This is a genomic window from Mycolicibacterium iranicum, from assembly GCF_002101705.1.
GTDB lineage: Bacteria > Actinomycetota > Actinomycetes > Mycobacteriales > Mycobacteriaceae > Mycobacterium > Mycobacterium iranicum.
The window spans coordinates 410,185-428,254 of record NZ_LQPC01000030.1; the positions used below are offsets into that span (position 1 = coordinate 410,185).

The 18,070-nt window shown below is 64.9% G+C and carries 14 protein-coding genes and 1 pseudogene; 9 read left to right on the plus strand and 6 right to left on the minus strand.

Going from position 1 to position 18,070, the window contains the following annotated elements:
* Positions 1-25 precede the first annotated feature (25 nt).
* Positions 26-886, plus strand: coding sequence for an RDD family protein (locus tag AWC12_RS15610; RefSeq protein ID WP_024446980.1), 861 nt, complete (start codon positions 26-28; stop codon positions 884-886).
* 21 nt (positions 887-907) lie between these two features.
* On the opposite strand, the gene AWC12_RS15615 is transcribed toward AWC12_RS15610, so the two are convergent.
* Entirely contained in the window at positions 908-2,287 is a 1,380-nt protein-coding gene (locus AWC12_RS15615) for a carotenoid oxygenase family protein (protein WP_024446981.1), read from the minus strand.
* Between the two features lie 123 nt (positions 2,288-2,410).
* On the opposite strand from AWC12_RS15615, the gene AWC12_RS15620 reads away from it, so the two are divergent.
* From AWC12_RS15620 to AWC12_RS15635, 4 genes are all read left to right on the plus strand, one after another.
* Positions 2,411-2,938, plus strand: coding sequence for a PadR family transcriptional regulator (locus AWC12_RS15620; RefSeq protein WP_024446982.1), 528 nt, complete (start codon positions 2,411-2,413; stop codon positions 2,936-2,938).
* A 95-nt stretch (positions 2,939-3,033) separates the two neighbouring features.
* Positions 3,034-3,744, plus strand: a complete 711-nt coding sequence (locus AWC12_RS15625) for a PadR family transcriptional regulator (RefSeq protein ID WP_024446983.1) — start codon at positions 3,034-3,036, stop codon at positions 3,742-3,744.
* 96 nt (positions 3,745-3,840) lie between these two features.
* The gene (locus AWC12_RS15630) at positions 3,841-4,722 is read left to right on the plus strand and encodes an oxidoreductase (RefSeq protein ID WP_024446984.1); all 882 of its coding nucleotides are present in this window, start codon (positions 3,841-3,843) and stop codon (positions 4,720-4,722) included.
* Positions 4,723-4,825: 103 nt separating this feature from the next.
* Positions 4,826-6,427 (plus strand): peptide chain release factor 3, encoded by a 1,602-nt coding sequence (locus AWC12_RS15635; RefSeq protein WP_024446985.1) that lies wholly within the window; start codon positions 4,826-4,828, stop codon positions 6,425-6,427.
* A 5-nt stretch (positions 6,428-6,432) separates the two neighbouring features.
* Here AWC12_RS15635 and AWC12_RS15640 read toward each other — a convergent pair whose 3' ends face one another.
* The 4 genes from AWC12_RS15640 to glpK all read right to left on the minus strand — a co-directional run bounded on the left by AWC12_RS15640 (position 6,433) and on the right by glpK (position 10,698).
* The gene (locus AWC12_RS15640; RefSeq protein WP_024446986.1) at positions 6,433-6,921 is read right to left on the minus strand and encodes a DUF4411 family protein; all 489 of its coding nucleotides are present in this window, start codon (positions 6,919-6,921) and stop codon (positions 6,433-6,435) included.
* Entirely contained in the window at positions 6,921-8,078 is a 1,158-nt protein-coding gene (locus AWC12_RS15645) for an ImmA/IrrE family metallo-endopeptidase (RefSeq protein WP_024446987.1), read from the minus strand. Before AWC12_RS15645 ends, AWC12_RS15640 begins: the two co-directional genes overlap by 1 nt.
* A 147-nt stretch (positions 8,079-8,225) precedes the next feature.
* Positions 8,226-8,870, minus strand: coding sequence for a hypothetical protein (locus tag AWC12_RS15650; RefSeq protein WP_085175344.1), 645 nt, complete (start codon positions 8,868-8,870; stop codon positions 8,226-8,228).
* 319 nt (positions 8,871-9,189) lie between these two features.
* Positions 9,190-10,698 carry a glycerol kinase GlpK gene (gene glpK, locus AWC12_RS15655; protein ID WP_024446989.1) on the minus strand — a complete coding sequence of 503 codons (1,509 nt, stop codon included), beginning with the start codon at positions 10,696-10,698 and terminating at the stop codon, positions 9,190-9,192.
* A gap of 93 nt (positions 10,699-10,791) precedes the next feature.
* Here glpK and AWC12_RS15660 point away from each other — a divergent pair, with 93 nt between their 5' ends.
* From AWC12_RS15660 to AWC12_RS15670, 4 genes and pseudogenes are all read left to right on the plus strand, one after another.
* On the plus strand, positions 10,792-11,151 hold the full coding sequence (locus AWC12_RS15660) for a hypothetical protein (RefSeq protein WP_024446990.1): 360 nt from the start codon (positions 10,792-10,794) through the stop codon (positions 11,149-11,151).
* A 40-nt stretch (positions 11,152-11,191) separates the two neighbouring features.
* Positions 11,192-11,926: a class I SAM-dependent methyltransferase gene (locus tag AWC12_RS15665; protein ID WP_024446991.1), complete on the plus strand. Its 735-nt coding sequence runs from the start codon at positions 11,192-11,194 to the stop codon at positions 11,924-11,926.
* A 584-nt stretch (positions 11,927-12,510) separates the two neighbouring features.
* Positions 12,511-14,052: a protein kinase domain-containing protein gene (locus AWC12_RS31640; protein WP_234814026.1), complete on the plus strand. Its 1,542-nt coding sequence runs from the start codon at positions 12,511-12,513 to the stop codon at positions 14,050-14,052.
* Positions 13,953-16,652 (plus strand): annotated as a pseudogene (locus AWC12_RS15670) (ATP-binding protein); the annotation flags it as partial. The gene AWC12_RS31640 and the pseudogene AWC12_RS15670, both read left to right, overlap by 100 nt.
* Here AWC12_RS15670 and AWC12_RS15675 read toward each other — a convergent pair.
* Positions 16,649-17,881, minus strand: a complete 1,233-nt coding sequence (locus tag AWC12_RS15675; RefSeq protein WP_085175346.1) for a zinc metalloprotease — start codon at positions 17,879-17,881, stop codon at positions 16,649-16,651. The pseudogene AWC12_RS15670 and the gene AWC12_RS15675 sit on opposite strands and share 4 nt — an antisense overlap.
* Between the last annotated feature and the right edge of the window lie 189 nt (positions 17,882-18,070).

Consider the following 18,070-nt stretch of genomic DNA (forward strand, 5'->3'; position numbering starts at 1 on the left):
CGAGACTTTAGTAGCGTGGCTGGTTATGGTCGGCCAGCAACAACCCGTGGTGACCGGTGACGCCGTCGTTCTGGAGATCCAGATCGCCCAACTGCCGGTCCGAGCGGCCTCGGCGCTGATCGACGTCGCCGTCGTCATGCTCGTTTACGTCATCGGCACGATTCTGTGGGCCGTGACGCTGACGGACATGGACCCGGCGTTCTCCGCGGCCGTCCTGATCATCTTCACGGTGGTCGCCCTCGTCGGCTATCCCACTGTGTTCGAGACGGCCACCCGAGGTAAGACGCTGGGCAAGATGGCGTTGGGGTTGCGGGTGGTGTCGGAAGACGGCAGCCCCGAGCGCTTCCGACAGGCCTTGTTCCGTGCGCTGGCGGGCGTGATCGAACTCTGGATGCTGACGGGCGGTCCGGCGGTGCTGTGCAGCCTGCTCTCGCCGACAGGCAAGCGCATCGGGGACATCTTCGCGGGTACCGTAGTCATCAGCGAGCGCGCACCCAAACAGGCCCCGCCCCCGGTTATGCCGCCCCAGCTGGCATGGTGGGCGTCGACGTTGCAGCTGTCCGGACTCAGCCCGTCGCAGGCCGATATTGCCCGCCAATTCCTGGCTCGAGCAACGCAATTGGATCCGCAGGTGCGTGACCAAATGGCGTACCGGATCACCATGGACATGGTCGCCCAGATCTCGCCGCCTCCCCCGCCGGGGACCCCGCCCGCGATGGTCCTCGCGGCCGTCCTCGCCGAGAGGCACCGCCGGGAGCTGAGCCGTCTGCAGCAGGCCGCAGCTGCGCCGGGGCCGCCGGCTCCGCAGTGGTTACCACCCCCGCCGCGACCGCAGCCTCCCGCGGCACCCGCACCAAGTGACGACGGGTTCGCCCCGCCGTCCTGACCCTCGAGCGGCCCTACCGGGTCAGCCCCAGTGACTACCGGCGATCCAGTTCCCGTGAAATCCGTACGGAACCCGTTGTGGGAGCTTGATTCTGGCGACTGGTGGGCCTGCGAAGTCGGACGCATCGATGATGACGAGGTCGCTGCCGTTGCGGCCGGGGTCGTAGACGTATCCCAGGTACCAGCCGCTGCTCTCGTCGGCGGGGCCAGAGGTCGACGGCACGAACACAGCCTCGCCGGGTCCGCCGTCGTTGCCGAAGCGGTGTTCCTCGGCCGCGCCGGTCGTGAGGTCGTGCCGAACCAGGCTGGAGTTACCGACAGACACTGCGTAGCGCGCGGGAAGCGTCGCGAGACGGTCGTCGATCCTGGGGAACTCGACGACACGGTCGTCGAGTTGGCTCTCGCTCACCGTGCCGTTCTGCAAGTCGATCTTCCACGTCCACATCACCCCGTCGGCCTCGAATCCACCGTTGTCACGCCATAATTCGGGATAGCGCACCGCCTGCACCGTGATCGTACGTTCATTGTCGTAGGCGTTCGCGACGTGGAAGACGTAGCACGGGTCGATCTCGAACCAGCGCACTTCACCGTGCGGGTCGTCGCGGCGAAGCACGCCCAGCCGCGCGCCGTAGCCGTCATCCCAGCGGTATGGCATGTCTCCTTTACCGCTCATCGCAATGTCCGCGTTGAACACGATCGGCAGATCCATGAAGACCACGTAGTTCGCGGTGAGCGCGAAGTCGTGCATCATCGTCAGCGCGGGGACGTCGAGCGGACGTTCAATCACCAACTCGCCGTTGGCATCCGCGCGGTGGTAGGTGACATGCGGGGCGAAGAGATTCCCGTACCCGAAGAAGTGCAACTCGCCGGTGGTCGGGCAGATCTTTGGATGCGCGGTCATCGAGTCGACGAGTTTGCCGCCGAAGTCGTAGGCGCCCAACGTTTCCAGATCGCTGGTGATCTCATACGGCAGTGACGATTCGACCAGAGCCAGCGTTTTGCCGGCGTGGTTGACGATGTGGGTGTTGGCGACACTGGCCCGCAGGTTGCGCGTGCCGTCCTCGTTGTAGAGCGGGAACGGGTCGACGAAGCTGTCCGTGCGCACCCACCGATTGCGATACCACGCCGCGCGCCCGTTCTCGATGCGCACGCCGTGAACCATGCCGTCGCCGGCGAACCAGTGTCCGGTCGCCTCGCGCGGATTCGGTCCGTTGCGCAGGTACCAGCCGTCGAGCTCGGCCGGAATGTTGCCCTCGACGGGCAGGTCGAAGGCCGTGAGTTCGTCGGAGACGGGCGCGTAGTTGCCGACCTGGAAGAAGTTCCCGGTGCCGAACAACTCCGACGAGCTCTCGCGCGAGTCACTTGCCGGCGATTCCGTAGCGGCGGACGTGGTCTCCGTCATGGGCTGGCCTCTCCTGAAGTGGTGCCTCCACAGTGACACCCCACTAGTGACATGTCAATAGTGGAATGTCACTGATCCGCGTCGATAGTCCAGTTCTGGAATGTCGAGCCGTACGATGCCGCCATGAGCCTTCGGATCGCAGCGCTCGGCCTGCTGGCCGAGGGCCCGGCCAGCGGGTACGACCTGCTCAAGCACTTCGAGAAGTCGATGGCAAACGTGTGGCCGGCAACCCAGAGTCAGCTCTACTCCGAGCTCAACAAGCTGTCCGCCGGCGGGTTGATCGAGGTCATCGCTATCGGACCGAGGGGCCGCAAGGAGTACCGGATCACCGAGACCGGCCGCGCCGAGCTGGTGCGCTGGGTGATCAGCCCGCAGGACGATCCCCCGTTCCGAAGCGCAGCGCTGCTGAGGGTCTTCCTGCTGGGGTTGATCCCGACCGAACAGGCCCGCTCGCATCTGCAACACATGGCCGAGCACTCCGACGAGGAGATCCGACGACTCTCCGACCTACGCGAGTCCCTGACATGCGGGAGCGAAGTCGACGCCTCTGACGAGGGGTTTTTTGGCCTGGCAGCGCTTGACTACGGATTGCGACTCAACGCGATGCAGGCGCAGTGGGCGCGTGCGGTCATCGACCAGCTTCGGACCTGACGCGAAGTAGGCCGTTGCATCGCGATAGTTTCCGATATATCGTCTACGTATCGGAAGCGCAGAGAGTGCTTCCTGTCGAACGAAGGACACAAGACATGAACACCCCTATGAACACCCCTGGTCCGTTCGGAAGCAGCCCCTTCGAGGGCCGCGGTTTCGGTTTCGGGTTCAGCCCCGAGGACCGCAAGACACTTCACGAGCAGCGCAGGCAGGCCCGCCGCGAGTTCCGCGATCACGTCCGCGAACATCGTGGCGACGCCGGCTTCGGACGGGGCTTAGGCCCCGGCTTCGGCTTCGGTCCCGGAAACTTCGGTCCCGGCTTCGGATTCGGCCCCGGCGGCCGACGCGGCGGACCCCGGGGCGGTGGACGCGGCAGGCGCGGCGACGTGCGCGCCGCGATCCTCAAGCTGCTGACCGACCGACCGATGCACGGCTACGAGATGATTCAGGAGATCAACGAGCGTAGCCAGCAGCTCTGGAAGCCCAGCCCCGGCTCGGTCTACCCAACGCTGCAATTGCTGGTCGACGAAGGCCTGCTCGTCTCCACCGAGGCCGAGGGCAGCAAGAAGCTCTTCGAGCTCACCGACGAAGGCCGCGCCGCCGCCGAGAAGATCGAGACGGCACCGTGGGATGAGATCGCCTCTGATGCCGACCCGGGCGCACTCGGCCTGCGCAATGCGGTCGGCCAGCTGATGGGCGCCGTCGCGCAGTCCGCGCACGCAGCCACGCCCGAGCAGCAGCAGCGCATCGTCGACATCGTGAACAACGCCCGCCGCGAGATCTACTCGATCCTGGGCGAGAACTGACCGAACACGTTGGGAGGGAGTGACGCTCTCCCCTTCCGGGCGGTTTCTTTCGGCCACAGCGGAAGAAACCGCCCCGATCCCGTGTAAGGAGGAAGCATGGACAGCTACTCCCTCGGCTCACACACAGTCGGACGCGTCGGCTTCGGCGCCATGCAACTCCCGGGTCCGGGCGTCTTCGGGCCTCCCCGCGATCACGACCAGGCGATCGCCGTGCTCAAGCGCGTCATTGAGCTCGGCATCGACCACATCGACACCGCACAGTTCTACGGCCCGAACGTCGCCAACGAACTGATCCGCGAGGCGCTGCACCCCTACCCCGCCGACCTCACCCTGGTCAGCAAGGTCGGCGGCAAGCGCGACGACCAGGGCAACTGGCTCGGTGCCCAGCAACCTGACGAGCTGCGCCGCGGCATCGAGGAGAACCTCAAGACTCTCGACGTCGACAAGTTGGCCGCCGTCAACCTGCGTGTGTTCGGGGGCAACGACGACCCCAGTGCACCGGCCGAGGTCGACCGGGAGTTGTTCGACGCCCAGCTGACGGCGATGATCGCCGCCCGCGACGAGGGGCTCATCGACGGCATCGGGCTGAGCAGCATCGGCATCGACCACCTGCGAATTGCGTTGGAGCGCACCGAGATCGTCTGCGTGCAGAACGCCTACAACCTCGTCGACCGGACGTCACAGCCCGTCCTGGAACTGTGCACCGAACGCGACATCGCATTCGTTCCGTTCTTTCCGCTGGGTTCTGGCTTCATGCCCGACAACCCGGTTCTCAACCACCCGGCGGTCGTGCGCGAGGCAGAGAAGCTCGGCCGCACCCCGGCGCAGATTGCGCTGGCCTGGACCCTGTCGGTCGCACCGAATGTGCTGCTGATTCCGGGCACCTCGTCGGTGGGCCATCTGGAGGAGAACACCGCGGTCCGCGACATCGAGCTCGACGAGGAGACCAAGCGAGAGCTCGACGCCGCGGCCGCGTAGACCGTGATTTCGGTGTCGCTCGTCACGCTGACGTTGACGGACGGCACCCAAGTCGCGCGCGATTATCGGTTTGGCGGTCACCGCCAATAAAATCGCCTGCACAATGAGCAATCCCACCGCCGTTTCCACCGAGGCGCGCCGACGCAGAACCTTCGCCGTCATCAGCCACCCCGACGCCGGCAAGTCCACGCTGACCGAGGCGCTGGTCCTGCATGCCAAGGCCATCACCGAGGCGGGCGCCATTCACGGCAAGTCCGGCAGGCGCTCTACGGTGTCGGACTGGATGGAGATGGAGAAGGCGCGCGGCATCTCGATCACGTCGACGGCGCTGCAGTTCCCGTACACGACGAACGCCGGCGACATCTGCGTCATCAACCTGCTCGACACCCCGGGTCACGCGGACTTCTCCGAAGACACCTACCGGGTGCTGACCGCCGTCGACTCGGCGGTGATGCTCATCGACGCCGCGAAGGGCCTCGAGCCGCAGACGCTGAAGCTCTTCCAGGTCTGCCGGCATCGCCGGATCCCGATCATCACGGTCATCAACAAGTGGGACCGTCCCGGCCGCCACGCGCTGGAGTTGATGGACGAGATCCAGGCGGAGATCGGCCTGCGACCGACACCGCTGACGTGGCCGGTGGGCATCGCGGGTGACTTCAAGGGTGTGCTCGATCGTCGCACCGGCAAGTTCATCCGCTTCACCCGTACCGCCGGTGGCGCAACCGCCGCTCCCGAGGAACACATCGACCCGTCCCGAGCCCACGACGTCGCGGGCGACGACTGGGACACCGCGGTCGAGGAGTCCGAGTTGCTCGAAGCTGACGGCGCCGACTTCGATCCCGAAACGTTCCTCGACTGCACCTCGACGCCGGTGCTGTTCACCTCCGCCGCACTCAATTTCGGCGTGAACCAGCTTCTTGACGTCCTGGCACAACTCGCGCCACCGCCGGCCGGGCAACGTGACGTCGACGGCAACCTCCGCGAGGCCGACGCACCGTTCAGCGCGTTCGTGTTCAAGGTGCAGGCGGGCATGGACTCGGCCCACCGCGATCGCATCGCCTATGCCCGGGTGTGCTCGGGCACCTTCGAGCGGGGGGATGTGCTCACGCACGCCTCGACCGGTAAGCCGTTCGTCACCAAGTACGCGCAGTCGGTATTCGGCCGGGAGCGTTCGACCCTGGACACCGCGTGGCCGGGTGACGTCATCGGCCTGGCCAATGCTGCAGCGCTGCGGCCGGGCGACACCCTCTATCAAGATGTCGCGGTGAAATACCCTCCGATTCCGAGCTTTTCGCCCGAGCACTTCTCGGTCGCGCGGGGCACCGACCCGAGCAAGCACAAGCAGTTCCGCAAGGGCATCGACCAGCTCGACCAAGAGGGTGTGGTCCAGGTACTGAAGTCCGACCGCCGCGGCGACCAGGCTCCGGTCCTCGCCGCAGTCGGGCCGATGCAGTTCGAGGTGGCCAGTCACCGGATGACAGCCGAGTTCAGCGCGCCGATCTCACTGGAGCCGCTGCCCTACACCGTGGCCCGCATCTGCGACCCCGAGGACGCCGAGCTATTGGCGAAACTGGCGTCGGTGGAGGTCTTCACCAGGACCGACGGCGTCATGCTCGCGGTGTTCTCGACGAAGTGGCGACTGGAGAACGTGGTACGGGAGAACCCGGACGTGAAGTTGCGGTCGCTGGTCGCGGCGGGCCAGTAATTGGGTTAGGTGCTTAGTACTAGCTTCGCTCCAGTGCGCCGCATCATCTCGAACGGGTTCATGTATGTGGCGCCGATTGCCGCGCAGGCATCGGGAATCTTCACACGCTTTCGCGAGTTCGGTTCCGGGAGTTCGTGAGTGACCAGGACATGGTTGTGCCCACGCGCGTGGGCTACCAGTTGATAGTCGGCCTGGTTGCCGGTGAAAGCCGCAAGTGCGGCCGGCGTGAACGGGCGAGACACCGCCCACGCGGTCAGCGCCGGGAAATGTGACGTAGTGGCCTGATCGATGGGCTGGAAGAAGGAGCTGTTCGCTCTTGCCCAGTCCGCCAGTTCGTCGTTGCCGCTGACCAACTCCTTGTGGACGGTCTCGATGCTGCCCACCTCTCCGGCAGCATGGGCACCTTCAAGCCACGCCCAGAATCCGGGGGCGATGTCAAAGGCGTAGTAGCGATTCTTCGCCTCGATGAGAACGTTCGCGTCAACCAGGTACATCAACCGACCCCGATCTCGTCAGCCAGGCGGGCGAAGGTCTCATGCTTCCTGGTCCCGAGCAGGTTGAAGGCATCCCGAAAGCTTGTATCGCCTTGGTAGGTGCTGGTGACGACCGCGCGAGCGAACTGGCGGCTCAGGCGCAGCGGCTGGGTGTTGTAGTAGTTTCCGCCAGAGTTCTCTCCGCGTCGGCGCTTGGCCAGCTCGACGACGGCGTCTCTCTCCGCTTCATATCGCGACCGGTAGTCGTCCCACTCGAGGAAGTGCGCATCGAATAGGCGCTTAAGGATTACCAACGTGCTCACCCGATACCGGCGAGCCAGGCGTGTCAACTCCTGGGTTGTCGACTCACCCTGATAGTCGCGACGAAGTGCCGCCAGGGGAACCAGGACCTCGGCTGCGACCTGGTTGCACCACAGCTCCTCGGACACCCCGTCGCGGACGACCATGGCGGCGTCGGACAGGGCGCTGCCGCCGAGCCAAACATGACCGAGCTCGTGGATCAGGGTGAAAATCTGCGCAGCCTTGGTGTCGGCGCCATTGACGAAGATCAGCGGAGCGACCGGATCAGAGAGCGCGAAACCGCGAAACTCCTCCGGGTCCAGGGCCCGGTGTGTGTCCCCGCCGACGATGCCGTTCACCATAACGAGCACACCAATGGCCTCGATGCGGTCTATCAACTGCCTCAGCGCATCGTCGGAGTTGGTAAACACGGCGCGCTCAGTCAGGTCGAAGTCGATGGCCTCGCGGATCGCCCGCGCTGCGTCGGCCAGTGGGGTGTCGGTGGTCGCGGAGCCCACGAACTCCAACCGGGGAGCGCCGTGGTCGAGGGCGTAGTCGCGATACCACTCCTGTCGGTTCTGGCATATATAGATCGTGTCCAGCAAGTCGACGGACGGGCGGGGCACCGTCGTGTTGCCGACCGTGCGCATGTCCGGGATGGGCACCGACTCGTTCGGCGGCTCAGACAGGAACAACAAACCAAACGGGGTATGAGTCGCCTGCGCGAAGCTCTCCAACTGCTTGAGGGTCGGCTGACGCTCACCGCTAATCCACTCGTCGAGCTTCGGGGCGCGGCGTTGTGTGGTCTCGTCGTCCCAACCCGCACGCTCCACGGCCCACCGCAGGATGCTCGGGGCGACACTGACGCGTACTACCACAGTGCCCGCCACCTCCTTCCGTGCACGGTGTCAGTGTGCCGCAGCCAGCACAGCGGGGCGCTTCGGCCCCGCCGATGAACATGAACCGAGGTGACCGACGTCGATCCGAACTCATCAACCTCGCAACAGGCCGTGGTCATGTCGGGATTACGACACCAGCGGTAGCGCCGCCTCGATGATCGCTTTACCGGCCTCTGTGCCGGCAGCCGTCGCTATCGCGGTCATCGCCGTAGTGGCCAATGTCTTGAATCGGCCCGGCGACGGGGAGGCGGCGTTCGACTCACCACGGATCGCGGATACCAGATCCTCGGCGTGGGCACGGACCTCCGCGTCGGTCACCGTGGGCAGTGCCTGCTCGATCTCGTCGGCGAGATTGCGGGCTTGCTTGATCGCCCGCTCTACATTAACGGTCTGAATGGCGCCGTGACTGTTGACGGCGATAGCGACACCGCTGCTGCCTTCTATGTGCAGGTACGGACTCTGCACCTCGGCGATACCGGGTAGGTCACGCACCGACTTGCCCGACGCGGCGTACTTCTCCCCGTAGGGCGTCAAGTGTGGCCGGAGAACGATCCTCTGCATCGTGCCAGTCCCGTCGACGTAACCCTCCTGAATCAGCCATTGCAGTGCGGCGCTCAATTCCTCCCGCGTGACCTCAGTGTCAGACCAGGAAGCCACCTCCATGAAGGCCGCCGGCTTCGCCTCGGCGATGGCAGTTCCTTCGATTCGTAGCTCGTACAGCCAAGCGAGAACTCCGTCCCGCAGGCTCCACAGACGCTCGGCCCTGTTCAACTCAGACCTCCTCCGGGTAGCTCACGGGCCAGCGTATGTGCAGGGTCCGACAGCAGAGGCTGGGTCGCCATTCGCTGACGAGTGTCGTCACGTCGATAGACGTTTCTGGAAACTCTCCTACCGGTATTGGGCCGTCGCCGATTGATCGCACTCTTTTCCGCGGAGGCTTAGTTCCCAGCGGAGTGACAGGACTCGGTGTGGATTCTTGATCACTGGACATTGCTCGTCATGTATGCGCCGGACGCCGCGTGCCTGACATCGCATCCTGGCAGATGTACCCGTCCGCGTAGGACGAAGACTCTTCGACAACCGCGGCTGATCAGTCGACGTCGACCCAATCTAGGGTTCGATCAACGGCTTTGCGCCAACCGGCGTATCCGGACTCACGCTGGTCGTCGGACCACTGCGGTGCCCACCGCTTGTCCTCCTGACAGTTCGCGCGCAGATCGTTGGTGCCATCCCAGAATCCGACGGCCAATCCGGCGGCATAGGCGGCGCCCAGCGCTGTCGTCTCGGAGACCACGGGCTTGACGACGTCGACGCCGAGCACGTCGGCCTGGATCTGCATGCACAGGTCGTTGGCGGTGATGCCGCCGTCGACCTTCAGAACCTCAAGGTGCACATCGGAATCGGCTTCCATGGCGTCGACGACGTCGCGGCTCTGGTAGCAGATCGCCTCCAGTGTCGCGCGGGCCACGTGGGCGTTGGTGTTGAAGCGGGACAACCCGACGATGGCGCCGCGCGCATCCGAACGCCAGTACGGGGCGAACAGGCCGGAGAACGCGGGCACGAAGTAGACGCCGCCGTTGTCCTCGACCTGACGGGCCAGCGCCTCGCTCTGGGATGCCCCGCTGATGATACCCAGCTGATCGCGCAGCCACTGCACCGCCGAGCCGGTGACGGCGATCGAACCCTCAAGCGCGTAAACGGGTTTGGCGTCATTGAACTGATAGCAGACGGTGGTCAGCAGACCGTTCTGCGATCGCACGATGTCTTCACCGGTGTTCATCAGAAGGAAATTGCCTGTGCCATAGGTGTTCTTGGCTTCCCCGGCGTCGAGGCACACCTGCCCGACCATCGCTGCCTGTTGATCGCCGAGGATGCCCGTGATCGGCAACTCACCGTCGACCACCGCCGTCACCCCGAACGGCTCCGTGGTTGACGACGGTCGGATCTCGGGAAGCATCTGGCGCGGCACGCCGAAGAAGCCGAGCAGTTCGTCGTCCCAGTCCAGGGTTTCCAGGTTCATCAGCATGGTCCGGCTGGCGTTCGTGACGTCGGTGGCGTGCACCCCGCCGTGGTGGCCGCCGGTCAGATTCCACAGCACCCACGTGTCCGTCGTCCCGAACAGGGCGTCGCCCTTCTCGGCGGCTTCACGCAAACCGTCGACGTTCTCCAGCAGCCACTGCAGTTTGCCGCCTGAAAAGTAGGTGGCCGGCGGCAAGCCTGCCTTCTGCCGGATGACCTCGCCGCGGCCGTCTCGATCCAGTGCCGATGCGATCCGATCGGTGCGGGTGTCCTGCCAGACGATCGCGTTGTAGTACGGCCTTCCGGTGCGGCGATTCCAGACCAGCGACGTCTCCCGCTGGTTGGTGATGCCGAGCGCCGCGAGATCGCCGGTCGAGAGGTTGGTTCTGTTCATCGCCGTCGCGAGCACCGATGCGGTGCGCTCCCAGATCTCGACGGGGTTGTGCTCGACCCAGCCCGCTTTCGGCAGGATCTGTTCGTGTTCGAGTTGGTGACGTCCGACTTCGGCGCCGTTGTGGTCGAAGATCATGCACCGCGTGCTGGTGGTGCCCTGGTCGATTGCAGCGACGAAGTCGGCCATGTGTCCATGATGGACTACGAGCCTGCGCTGATCTCCCGAACGCCTCGCCGCCCCGCCGGGTCGCGCTAGAGTGCGCAGAGGCGCGACGGAAAGGTGCCGCTCATCGAAACTCGACCCCGACGCTGCGGGCTTGCCGGCCTTGCCGCAGCATTCGCGGCCGCGCCGGTCCTGCTCAGCGGAGCCGCCCACGCCCAGCCGGCTCCCCCGCCCGTGGATCCCCGGATCGGGTGCGAATCACCCGAGTTCGGCGGCGTCTTCGTTCCCGTCACGGCGACGTATGCCGAATGCCAGTACATCGTCACGGGCAGTTTCTACTACGACAGTTACGACAACGGCGTCTACACCGGCACTCTGGTGTACCGGGATGGGGCGAAGGTTCCGACGGAACGCCCGCAGATGCCCGAAACGTTCACGGCGCCCGGCGGCGTTCCGCTTCTCCTACCGTTCGGATGATGCCCTGAAGACCGCACCGCTGACGGCGGGCCTCGCGGACATGCCGCGTGGCGGGCCGAATGCGTCGTGCCTGGATCGGCTGCTCGAGACCGACCGCCTGGAGTACCTGGACCGCGACTCCGACGGAGACGACAATCTCGAAGCGATGAAGCGCAGCGTCGTGCGCGCGCTGGACTGGACCGGCGAGGTGTTCGGCAATCACGAGCGATTCGCGAAGATTGCGCTGGATGAGGTCGCTGACGTCCCCGACCCCAAGATCCTGGAACTCGGTGCCGGGCACGGCGCGCTGTCGCGCAAGCTGCTGGACTGGCATCCGAGCGCGCACGTCACGGTCACCGACATCGAACCGGCCTCGGTGGCGGCGATGGCGGCCACCGATCTCGGATCGCATCCCCGCGCTGAGGTCCGGGAATTGGACGCGACAGACCTGGACGCGGCCGACGGTGAGTTCGCGCTGGCCGTGTTCGCTCTGTCGTTTCATCACCTTGCACCCGACGCCGCGGTCCAGGTGATCGCCGAAGGCACCCGCGCTGCCGACACACTGCTCATCATCGATTTGCCGCGTCCGCCGGCGCCGTTGCACCTGCTGCGGCTGGCCTCGATGCTCCCGCTGGCGCCGGTGATCCCGTTCGTGCACGACGGCGTGATCAGCTCGTTGCGCGCCTACAGTCCGTCGGCGCTGCGGGTACTGGCCGCGCACGCCGGACCGTCCATCGACATCGAATTGCGGGGCGGGTTGTTCAGTCCGCAAGTGGCCGTGCTGCGGCGCCGCTAGTTGCGCGTCGGTCTTCGGCGTTTAGAAACCTCCAAGCACTCAGCCGGATCTTCTTCCTACAGGCAGCAATCTACGCAGCCTCTTCAGGAAGGAAGAACATGAAGTTCGAGAAGACCGACAAGGGATCCATCGCCGTCGTCGGGATCGCCACGCGGGCCCTCTGCTGAGCGTCGAAAGAATCGTAATAACAGCATGATTCGTCATATGGATCGTCGACTGGCACGTGCCCGAAAAGCCCGCGGTTGACATGCAAAGCAGGTGACCCAAATGTTCACACAAATGAGCCGCCGGTTGACCCGAGGTAGACGTAACCGCGGGTAAACACCGCCTACCCGATCGCAGCTCTCAGGCGGTGCGTACTGACATTCAAGGAGGTGAGGAATGACTCGCAAGATCAATCGTCGATTGACGCGGCGCAGAATCATCCGAAACTGAGCCTTTCGGCACCTTCCCCCGACCGCACATGATTCGCTGACGGCCGGCCGTCAATAAAGTTCATGAGGGATGTCTGAACTGGTAGTGCACCTAAGGAGCGGAGTCTAATGTAGACAGATTGACGATTGCTGTTCTTGCACGGGGGGACCATGGAAGGAACGCCTTTCGGGCGCTACCAATTGGTGGATCTGCTAGGTCGCGGCGGCATGGGGGAAGTGTGGCGCGCGTACGACACGGCGACAGATCGTGTCGTCGCCCTGAAAGTGCTCCCTGCCCAGTGGGCTCAAGACGATCTCTACCTGCAGCGATTCCGTCGCGAGGCACACGCTGCAGCCCGCCTGACTGAACCGCACGTCGTTCCCATCCACAACTACGGCGAGATCGAGGGCCGCCTCTACGTCGATATGCGTCTCATCGACGGCAGCGATCTGCACTCGCTCCTGTCCGGCGGCCCGCTGTTGCCCGCCCGTGCCGTCGCGATCATCGAGCAAGTAGCGATGGCACTCGACGCCGCGCACCACGAGGGCCTCGTCCACCGTGACGTGAAGCCGTCCAACATCCTGGTGGCCCGCTACGACTTCGCCTACCTGATCGATTTCGGCATCGCCCGTGCGTCTCAGCAGACTGCCCTGACCAATTCGGGCCATCTCGTGGGCACCGTCCAATACATGGCGCCGGAACGGTTCCGCGAGGGCGCCTGCGACGTTCGCTCGGACGTGTACTCCTTAACCTGCGTCCTGGCGCAGTGCCTCACCGCAACAGCACCGTTCGCCGGCCAGAGCGTCGAGCAGCAGATGATGGCGCACCTCACGGCTCCTCCACCGCAGCCTTCGCAGATCAACCCCGGCGTGCCCGCAGGGTTCGATGCCGTGATCGCCAAGGGGATGGCCAAGAATCCCGACGACCGCTATCAGACGGTTATCGAGCTCGCCGAGGCCGCAGCCAGAGCCCTCGGCGGGACCGCAGCCTCCACGGCAGGCCTGTCGGCGACGATGGCCGGGGGGCTCGACGACAGCGAGTTCGCGGCGACGATGCTGGGGGACGGTCCGCTCGACACCGCGGCGCCTGACACATTGGATCCCGGAGGTGTCGGCAGTTCGATCGACAACCTGCTCGATCGAGCGGTCGCGGCGATCAACCGCGGCGATCGCGACGTTGCCTCAGCGCTCGCCGACCAGGTGCTCGCAGTCGACCATCGCAACGCCGAAGCCGAGGACCTGCTCCGCGCACCCACCACGGGTGGCGAAATCCGACGATTGACCCTCGTCTCGGCCGACCTCGTCGACGGCGCGGACATGGCAATGCGCATGGATCCGGAAACCCACCGACTTCTCGTCGGCCGGTTCCGCGACCTTGTCCGCCAGACCGCCGACCAGTACGAGGGCCACGTCAGCGGAACCAAAGGCGATGGACTGCTCGTCGTATTCGGCTACCCCAACGCGCACGAGGACGACGTCTACCGTGCCGTCCAGGCGGGCCTTGACATCTCCCGCGACGTCGAGCGCCTCGGCGAACAGGCCCGTCGTCGGTTCAACGGACCATCGAGGTCCGGATCGGCGTGCATCGCGGGCCGGTCTATCTCGACGACAATCAAGACGACGTCTATGGATTGGCCGTCACACTGGCCGCGCGGGTTTCGGCCCTTGCACCCGCCGGCGGTGTCGCCGTCTCGCATTCCGTGGAACCGTTGATCCGCAACGCGTTTGACCTCGAGAGCCTCCCCTCCGAGGCGATGGTCGGCACCGACGAAGTCATCAATCCCTTCCGCGTTCTGGGTGAACGGGCCTACGCGGCAGCGACACCGATGGGCCCGCTGGTGGGCCGCGACCGTGAGTTCGCCAGACTCCAGAAGAGCTGGGAAAGAGCCCGCGCGGGAACATTAACCACCCCGGCGATCGTTTTCCGAGGCGAGGCGGGCATCGGCAAGAGCCGCCTTGCCGCTGCAGCTTCGGAACTGGTGCAGCAGGACGGAGGGACGGTCCTCGAGTTGGTCGGCTCCCCCGTGCATACGGACGTCGGACTGTATCCCGCGCGACTGCTCCTGGAGCGGCGCGCAGGCATCACGCGAGTGACGGATCCTGCTCGCCGGCTTCAGCTCCTCGAAGCCGAGGTGAGGACCCAGGGGTTGAACGCCGACTCCGAAATTCCGCTGCTGGCACCCATTCTCGGGTTGGACGCATCACTGGGCTACCGAACCCCGCAGGCGGAGGGCCGCAAGCTTCAGGAGCTGATTGCCACAGCGCTGCGGGAATACCTGCTGGCCGCCCTAGGCAAAGGGCCGGGACTGCTGCTCGCCGAGGACGCGCACTGGTTCGACCCGTCCACTTTGGACGTTCTGAGTTCGCTTTTGACGATGACCGACGGCCGCCTGCTCGCAGTGATCACAGGCCGTGACGGGAACTGGCTGCCCGACAACTGGCCCGCCAAGGTGTTCAATCTCGCTCCGCTGACCGACCAACAGACCGATGAGCTCGTGCTTGCCCTGGATCCGAGGATCGCGCCCGAACAGTGCGCGGCTGTCAGGCAGCGCTGCGGTGGCGTCCCGTTCTACATCGAGCAGGTGGTCAACGGACTCAGCTCCTCCGGCGACACCGATGGGCCCACCGTCCCCGATTCTCTCTACGAGCCGCTGTTCGCCCGACTTCTCGCTGTCCCGGACGTCGTGCCCGTCGTCGAAGCAGCTGCAGTCATCGGCCGCCACGTAGATCGTGGGCTGCTGGTGGCCGTCTCCGGGCTCAGCGAAGACAAGGTCGACGACGTCATCGACGAGCTCGAAGACGCGAAGGTGTTCGAACCGCATGGACCAGACGCGTGGAAGTTCCGGCACGAGCTGCTCCGTGAAGTCGCCGCCGAATTGGCGCCGCCGAGCGTACGGCGTGCGCTGCACGGCAAGACGGCTGACGTCCTGATGGAAGTCGCTGCCGGAGAACCAGACTGGCGGCTTGTAGCCAGTCACTACGAGCACGCCGAGCGCCACGCCGATGCCGCGACGTCCTACCGGCGGGCATCTGCAGATGCGCGCCGGCGCGGCGCCCTCGAAGAGGCTCGCACCTACCTCAGACATTCGTTGACACAGGTGGCACTGTGCCCACCGGGTCGAGACAGGGATCGCCTGGAGATCGAGCCGAGGCTGGAACACTGCTTCCTCACGTCGACGGCCGAGGGATATCAAAGCCCGTCGGTGACTGAAGATTTGGAACGATGCCTGCAACTCGTCGGGTCTGACCTGCACGACGATCAAGTCTTCGGGACGTTACTCTCCGTCAGCAGCTACTACATCAACAAGTCCGACCTGCGCCGCGCCCGCCAACTGTCGGAAGTCATGCTCGCCAAACCGGACGAACAGAGGCAGCAGTGGAGCCCTGCGATTGCCTGCGTTCTCGGAATGGCCGCCTTCATGCGCGGCGAATTCACCGAGGCTCGCAAGCATTTCGAAGAAGCCAGCCGCGGTTTCGACGACCAGGGCCAGAACAGCATGCAGGAACTCTGGTTTATCCCTTGGGATATTGTCGCGCTGGCATTCGAGCACCTTTCCATCTATCACCTGCTGCACGGCGATGTCACCGAAGCCGAATCCAACATGGCGAAGGCAGTCAGCCGAGGAGATGAACTCGCCTTCCCATGGGGGCCCTACAACCAGGCCTACGCCAGTCACATCGAGATCTGGTTGCGCTGCGAAGCAGGACAGCTCGACCGCGCCGAGAAGCTCGTCACCAACATGGTCGAGCACGCCGAGCGTTACGGTATCGATTTCTGGCAGGCGCTCGGAGCGACCCTGGGGTTGGGTATCGTCCATGGTCAGATTTTGCTGAACGCCGATAGTGTTGAGGAAGAACAGATCTCATCGCAAGTCGAACAGCTCACCCAGTCCACCGATCTGTGGCGGTCCCTCGGGCTGTATGCCTACCAGACGCAGTACGACTGTGTCATCGGTCGACTCCTGATCGCTTCCGGCCGGTTGGAAGAGGCACGGGAGCGGATCAACACAGCGTTGCAGATCGCCGAGGACACCGGGATGCATTTCTATGACGCCGAACTTCTGCGCGCGCGGGCCAAGACGTACCTCGATCCGGACACGCGAGCTGCCGATCTCGAGGCCGCCATGGAGGTAGCCCGCCGCCAAGACGCTCCGCTGTTTGAACTTCGTTCAGCGCTCGATGATTACGACCTCCGCGGCGGAGATTCACTTCCGGCACTTCGCGAAGCGCTCGCCAAGCTTCCAGCCGATTGCGCGCTTCCAGAAGCGGTTCGGGCCCGGGATGCTCTCACTGTCGGGCAGCTCGGCGCTTAGGATTGCTCGGCCTCGGTCGCAGGCGCTTTTGAGGTGAGCTCCAGCGCGAGCCCGATTCCGGAGAACAGTGCCGCCATGGCCACCGGAACGACGATATAGAGGCCGAGCAGGATCTCGATGACGTTGCCCCCGAAGAGCGAAGAGACCAGGTCTCCTGCGGCCAGCCACCACGCCCAGGTGCCGCCCACGAGCAGAACGACGCCGCCGATGATGCTGAAGGCTCCGTAACCCGCCAGCCACGCGGGCTCGTCGCTGTCGGTGACACCACGCAGTCTGCGGCTCAACGCTTCCCGGGAGCGTGGTGAAAGGTCGGGTTCGTCGAGGTAGTCCGAGAGCGCGATATGGCCGTCCACTTCCAGGATCGGCATACCGTTCTCGAAGATCCCGATGAGTTGGGTGATCGCCAGACGCCAGCAGACGCTGACCAACAAAACCGATCCGGCGACAGTATGCGACATGATGAGCAGCACCGACATGGTCACGAGGTCCACGGCCAGTCCAGCGAGTGCGTTGACGACGCGGGCGCGCTTCGGCAGGGTGATCCCGTCCGAGCAGTCGACATAGAAACACATTGCGCCCCAATAGAATCCGCATCCAGCCGAGCGTGGGGTGCGTCCGTAGTGAACCAGCGCCACCGCGTGACCCAGTTCGTGGAGTCCCGACAGGGCGAACCCCAACAACATTCCCAGCGTTGCGTCCACCCACGGCTCGTTACTGACCTGCGGACCGTCCGGGCGGCCCATGACCAGGCACGCCAGTCCCGCAATGACGATCGCCGTCAGCGCGAACCGGCCCGTCCACGATTCGATTACCGGCATAACTACGCGGTGGACTCGGCGCGCGATGCCGTCAATGCCGGTGAATTCGATCCCCGAGCGGCTGAAGGTCATGCGCTTGGCGGGGGTGATGTCGATGACCATCGACGGTTGTTCAGAGATCACGCGTTCCGCGACGAGCGCATCGACAAGCTCGCGGTCGGCAGCGGTGCCACCGAGTCCCACCCTCAGCTCGTCAAGCCTCGCAGCATCGCGGACGAGCGCCGGAATATCGGAAGCTCGGTCGTGCGCGATCAGCAGCGGCGACCCGCCCGGGGTGCAGACGATCAAACCGCGCTTGCTCACCCGCCAGCTGACGCCGTCGACGAACCGGAGAGCGTTGTCAGACTCGTCGATTTCGGCGGGCCGCGGCAAGGGTGCCTGCGCAATGGTGTCGGTTGGATCTCCGGACATCGTCGCCCTGCTTTCGAAGTCGTGTGTCTGTCGTCGGTGTGCTCATACGGTCTGCGGTAGGGCTTGGAGCTTTCTAAAGGGCCTTGACATCACCCCGGGTGCGCCGCAGAGAAGCGGACGCACCCGGGGGATGGTTGGAACGGCACTCGAATCTCCCCCAAGATTCTCGTGCGTTCCGAGACAGGGCCG

Bases quoted from the DNA above. Each gene is read 5' to 3' on its own strand.
- AWC12_RS15610 (WP_024446980.1), top strand. From the start codon at position 26: ATGGTCGGCCAGCAACAACCCGTGGTGACCGGTGACGCCGTCGTTCTG.
- AWC12_RS15615 (WP_024446981.1), bottom strand. From the start codon at position 2,287: ATGACGGAGACCACGTCCGCCGCTACGGAATCGCCGGCAAGTGACTCG.
- AWC12_RS15620 (WP_024446982.1), top strand. From the start codon at position 2,411: ATGAGCCTTCGGATCGCAGCGCTCGGCCTGCTGGCCGAGGGCCCGGCC.
- AWC12_RS15625 (WP_024446983.1), top strand. From the start codon at position 3,034: ATGAACACCCCTATGAACACCCCTGGTCCGTTCGGAAGCAGCCCCTTC.
- AWC12_RS15630 (WP_024446984.1), top strand. From the start codon at position 3,841: ATGGACAGCTACTCCCTCGGCTCACACACAGTCGGACGCGTCGGCTTC.
- AWC12_RS15635 (WP_024446985.1), top strand. From the start codon at position 4,826: ATGAGCAATCCCACCGCCGTTTCCACCGAGGCGCGCCGACGCAGAACC.
- AWC12_RS15640 (WP_024446986.1), bottom strand. From the start codon at position 6,921: ATGTACCTGGTTGACGCGAACGTTCTCATCGAGGCGAAGAATCGCTAC.
- glpK (WP_024446989.1), bottom strand. From the start codon at position 10,698: ATGGCCGACTTCGTCGCTGCAATCGACCAGGGCACCACCAGCACGCGG.
- AWC12_RS15665 (WP_024446991.1), top strand. From the start codon at position 11,192: ATGCCGCGTGGCGGGCCGAATGCGTCGTGCCTGGATCGGCTGCTCGAG.
- AWC12_RS31640 (WP_234814026.1), top strand. From the start codon at position 12,511: ATGGAAGGAACGCCTTTCGGGCGCTACCAATTGGTGGATCTGCTAGGT.
- AWC12_RS15675 (WP_085175346.1), bottom strand. From the start codon at position 17,881: ATGTCCGGAGATCCAACCGACACCATTGCGCAGGCACCCTTGCCGCGG.